The sequence below is a fragment of the Pseudorhodobacter sp. genome, assembly GCF_030452865.1.
GTDB lineage: Bacteria > Pseudomonadota > Alphaproteobacteria > Rhodobacterales > Rhodobacteraceae > Pseudorhodobacter.
Map to the genome: position 1 here is coordinate 1 of NZ_JAKDLJ010000311.1, position 4479 is coordinate 4479.

The following is a 4479-nucleotide window of genomic DNA, read 5'->3' on the forward strand; positions in this document are numbered from 1 at the left end:
GCGGTTGGGGCAGGGCGGCCATGATGTCAAAACCGCTGGCTTGGCCCTGCACCGCCTGCGCCATCAACTTTCCCGCCAGCGTGGCCATCGCCACGCCATGCCCCGAATATCCGGAGGCTGAAAACACATTCGGATGCGGTTTCGCAAAGCAAGGCATCCGGTTCATTGTTATCGCCAGCGTCCCGCCCCAGGCATAATCAATCCGCGTATCCTCCAGTTGCGGATAGACCGCCAGCATCGGTTTGCGCACGGTCTTCGTGATATCGGGAAAGCGGTAGCCATAGCTTTCGCCACCACCGAACAGCAGCCGTTTATCCTCTGACAATCGCCAGTAATTCACCACGAATTTGGTATCGGCCACTGCAACATTCTCGGCAAGGATTTCTGCCGCACGGTCGCCCAAAGGTTCCGTCGCCACGATGAAATTGTTGATCGGCATCACCCGTGAAGCAACCTTTTGATCCAACCCGGCCAGATAACCATTCCCGGCCAGAATCACATGATCGCAACTTACACGACCGCGCGCCGATTGCACGACCGGGCGCAACCCGTGCGCGATGTGGTGAACCTCCGATCTCTCGAAAATCCGTACCCCCGCCGCCATCGCCGCCCGCGCCAACCCCAGCGCGAAACGCAGCGGATGCAGGTGGCCCGCGCCACGATCCACCTCTCCCCCCGCGAAAGCATCGGACCCGATCAGGCGACGGATACCATCGCGGTCCAGCGGTTCCACCGGCGCATAACCATAGTCCCGCGCCAGCTTCTCGGCATAGCGATGGGCGTGATCGACCTCTCCTGCGCTGTAACAGGCATGGGCGACGCCCTGATGAAAGGGCTCCCCCATGTCCGCTGCGAGCGCACGGACCAAGGATTTTGCATCTTCCGACATATCCCAAAGCCTGCGCGCGACCTCACGCCCGACCATCTTTTCCAGCGCGTCCTGTTCCAACCGTTGGCCCGACCCGACTTGCCCACCATTGCGACCCGATGCCCCGAAACCAACGCGATGCGCCTCCAGCACCACCACATCCAACCCCGCCCGCGCGCAATGTAGTGCCGCTGAAAGCCCGGTGAAACCCGCGCCGATGATGCAGACATCCGCTGTGGTCGCCCCTTTCAGGGCAGGAAAAGGCGGCAAAGCCGTTGCGGTAGCGGCATAGTAGGACGGTGGATATTCCCCCGCACGGTCATTGGCATAAAGCAGGTTCATACGTTCAGCAGCAGATGCTCACGCTCCCATGGGCTGATGACCTGCAAGAACTCCTTGTATTCATTGCGCTTTACAGAGTCGTAAACCTTACAGAACTCATCACCCAGAACCTCACGCAATGCGGCATCCCCTTCGAGCAAATCCAGTGCATCGCCTAGCGTATAGGGCAGATCCGTTTCGATATTATAGGCGTCACCAGTGCATTCCGCGCGCGGCATGGTGCCCTCGACCAGCCCGAGATAGCCGCAGGCAAGGCTCGCCGCGATGCCGAGGTATGGGTTGCAATCCATGCCGGCCAAACGATTCTCCAGGCGCCGCGCTTCGGGGCCAGAGATTGGCACACGCAGGCCCGTTGTGCGGTTGTCGCGGCCCCATTCAAGGTTGATGGGCGCGGCGAAATCCGGGACATAGCGGCGGTAACTGTTGACATAGGGTGCAAGCAGCGCGACCGCACCGGGCAAGTGGTTCTGCATCCCGGCGATGAAATGCATGAAAGCTTCGGTTTCCGTGCCGTCTGCCGCAGAAAAGATGTTCTTGCCGGTTTCGGTACTCACCACCGAATGGTGGATATGCATCGCGGACCCTGGCTCTCCTTCAATCGGTTTTGCCATGAAGGTTGCGAAGCAATCATGCCGCAACGCCGCTTCACGAATCAGCCGTTTGAAAAAGAAAATCTCATCGGCCAAGCGCACTGGGTCGCCATGGGCAAGGTTGATCTCCACCTGACCGGCCCCGCCTTCTTGCAGGATGCCATCGATCTCCATCCCTTGCGCTTCGGCGAAATCATAGATGTCATCGATCACCTTGCCGTATTCATCAATCGCCGACATCGAATAGGCTTGCTTGCCTTGCGCCCGGCGACCGGAACGCCCCATCGGTGGAATTACCGGTTGGTTGGGGTCAAGGTTGCGGGCGGTCAGAAAGAACTCCATCTCCGGCGCAACAACCGGTTGCCAGCCGCGCGCGTTGTACAAATCCACGATCCGTTGCAGCACGTTGCGCGGCGCAGTTGGAACGGGGATACCCTGCTGATCCTGCGCGTGGTGGATTACCTGAAGCGTGATATCAGCGGTCCACGGCGCCGCGGTCGCGGTGGAATAATCCGGCACCAGCACCATATCCGGTTCCGTAAACAGACCCGAGGGGTTATCGGCCCATTCCCCGGTGATGGTTTGCAGAAAGATGGAGTTCGGCAAAAAGTAATTGGCCTGCGTCGCGAATTTGGAGGCAGGCATTGCCTTGCCACGCGCCACACCGGCGATATCGGCGATGATACATTCCACCTCATCCAGCCGTCTATCCGCGATATAGTCACGCGCCGCCTGCGGGATCTGATCGGTCCATTTGGTCATCGGAAAGCTCCGGTAAAAGGGGATTCAGCCGCGCGGCTGCTTGAAAAAAGCGGCGATCTGATCGGCGATCAACTGATCGTCCAGCGGTGTACCTATCCGCTCCCGGCTTGCCTCCAGCACCGGATCGGGCACGATGCCAGGACCGCGTGCCACCATCAAGCCATCCAGATAATCATTGCGGATTTCGGGATGTGCCTGCACGGTCAAAACGCGATCCCCATAAAGCAAAGCGGCATTTTTGCAAAATGCATTGGTGCCGATGACCTTCGCATCGGGTGGAATCGCCACGACCTGATCCTGATGCCAGGCGTTCATCCTGATGGGTTTGCCGCCGAAGTCGTATTCCGTTGCCCCGACAGCCCAGCCTTTTGCGTATTTCTCCACCCGCCCGCCAAGCGCCTGCGCGATGATCTGATGCCCGAAACAGATGCCCACCATCGGCACCGCCGCAGCATAGACCGCGCGGATGAAATCCTCCAGAGGCGGTATAAACGGATGCTCCTCATATGCCCCGTGGCGCGAACCGGTCAAAAGCCAGCCATCGGCATCATGGACATCGGTGGGAAATTCCATATCGACGACACGCCATGTGGCAAAGTCAAATCCCTTGCCCGCCAGAAGCTGTTCAAACATCGAAGGATAATCGCCATAGGTTCCGACAAGGCTGTCGTGAACATGGCCGGTTTGCAGAATGCCGATCAGCATGATTGTTCCAATTGTTGATAACGCCCAGCCTAACCGCTTCCCCCCGGGCGCGGCAAGGGGGGACGTGGCACCTCTTGCTCTTGCCGGCCGGTTGGCGCAGCATGGCGCAAAGACGCTAAAAGGAATGAGAGATGATCGAGATCAGCCCCAGCAAAGTCGTGCAAATCATTTTTCAGGCCCGGGAAGGCCGCGTGGCCGAGGCAGAGCTGAGCGCCTTCATTGACAATCTCAATGAGGATGAACAGGCACATCTGATCGCGCTTGCATGGGTCGGGCGCGGTGCGTTCGAGGCGGAGGAATTTGCCGAAGCCGTCGCTACCGCGCGCCGAGAACGCACGACCCCGACCGAAAGTTACCTGCGCGGCATGCCACATCTGGCGGAAAACCTTGAGGCCGGGCTTGACGCGATGGGCGTTGATGTCGATGGCGAGGAAGAGGATCTGTTGTGATCCGTGGACTGTGTGCGTTGATCATCGTGTTTGCGCTGTGCGGCCCGGCCGTGGCAGAAGTGCGCTTGGGCAAGAATGTGCGCATTGGTGGGCATGATGCGTCCAATCAGACCTTCAGCAGGAAAAAGCGCGGCGAATATTACATCTACGACAAGACGCCCAGGAATGAGGGCTGCATTTGGCGCAAGAACAAGGACGGCAGCAAAACCAAGGTCTGTCATTTGAAAAAGAAGAAGTAGGCACATCGCGCCAGTCTTGATTTCATCTTGGCTCAAATACCTACGGCGATTTGTTTTGCAAAGCAGCAGTGCTGCGGGGTAATGGGCGGGAGGAATGGTGATCTGCTGGCAGTTTGGGCCATAAAAGCGGCGCATCCCCGTCGCGCCAAACGTTCTCCTTCTCCATCGCCTTCGCAAGCTGTGGTGACATAAGAAACCGTTGCAACCACCGCTGGGTGCGAGACCATGGCTGCGCGTCAAACCATGGCTTGTCGATGAAAGCAAACTGCCGCACGAACGGAAGCAGGGCGTTATCGGCAAGGCTTTCACGCGGCAAGAGCCAATCGCCCATCGCCGCTTCCAGATCGTCAAAGAAGGCCACAGCCACGTCGCGCGCCGCTGCAACCTCCTCCACGCTGTGGCGACTGGCATATTTCACCCGATCCAACGCCTGTTTGAACGAACCATCCGCCCGCGCGATCCACTCCCACCCCGCCACCGATCTCGCCGTCACCGGGCCCCGACCCCGGCTGCACCGCCGACCT

The 4479-nt window shown here is 59.1% G+C and carries 6 protein-coding genes; 2 read left to right on the plus strand and 4 right to left on the minus strand.

The genetic code is table 11. From position 1 onward, the window contains the following. From L0H65_RS15210 to L0H65_RS15220, 3 genes are all read right to left on the minus strand, one after another. A partial coding sequence (locus tag L0H65_RS15210; protein WP_301459891.1) for an FAD-binding oxidoreductase occupies positions 1-1210 on the minus strand: 1210 nt, incomplete at its 3' end. Then, positions 1207-2562 carry a glutamine synthetase family protein gene (locus tag L0H65_RS15215; RefSeq protein WP_301459892.1) on the minus strand — a complete coding sequence of 452 codons (1356 nt, stop codon included), beginning with the start codon at positions 2560-2562 and terminating at the stop codon, positions 1207-1209. The genes L0H65_RS15215 and L0H65_RS15210, both read right to left, overlap by 4 nt. Positions 2563-2586: 24 nt before the next feature. Next, the gene (locus tag L0H65_RS15220) at positions 2587-3267 is read right to left on the minus strand and encodes a type 1 glutamine amidotransferase (RefSeq protein WP_301459893.1); all 681 of its coding nucleotides are present in this window, start codon (positions 3265-3267) and stop codon (positions 2587-2589) included. Between the two features lie 131 nt (positions 3268-3398). Between L0H65_RS15220 and L0H65_RS15225 the strand changes: the two genes are divergently transcribed. Next, the gene (locus L0H65_RS15225) at positions 3399-3716 is read left to right on the plus strand and encodes a DUF3775 domain-containing protein (RefSeq protein ID WP_301459894.1); all 318 of its coding nucleotides are present in this window, start codon (positions 3399-3401) and stop codon (positions 3714-3716) included. Beyond that, positions 3713-3955: a hypothetical protein gene (locus L0H65_RS15230; RefSeq protein ID WP_301459895.1), complete on the plus strand. Its 243-nt coding sequence runs from the start codon at positions 3713-3715 to the stop codon at positions 3953-3955. Before L0H65_RS15225 ends, L0H65_RS15230 begins: the two co-directional genes overlap by 4 nt. 40 nt (positions 3956-3995) lie before the next feature. Here the strand turns inward: L0H65_RS15230 and L0H65_RS15235 are convergent. Next, positions 3996-4479 (minus strand): glutathione S-transferase C-terminal domain-containing protein (locus L0H65_RS15235; RefSeq protein WP_367652004.1); only part of this gene is annotated, 484 nt, incomplete at its 5' end.

Bases quoted from the DNA above. Each gene is read 5' to 3' on its own strand.
- L0H65_RS15215 (WP_301459892.1), bottom strand. From the start codon at position 2,562: ATGACCAAATGGACCGATCAGATCCCGCAGGCGGCGCGTGACTATATC.
- L0H65_RS15220 (WP_301459893.1), bottom strand. From the start codon at position 3,267: ATGCTGATCGGCATTCTGCAAACCGGCCATGTTCACGACAGCCTTGTC.
- L0H65_RS15225 (WP_301459894.1), top strand. From the start codon at position 3,399: ATGATCGAGATCAGCCCCAGCAAAGTCGTGCAAATCATTTTTCAGGCC.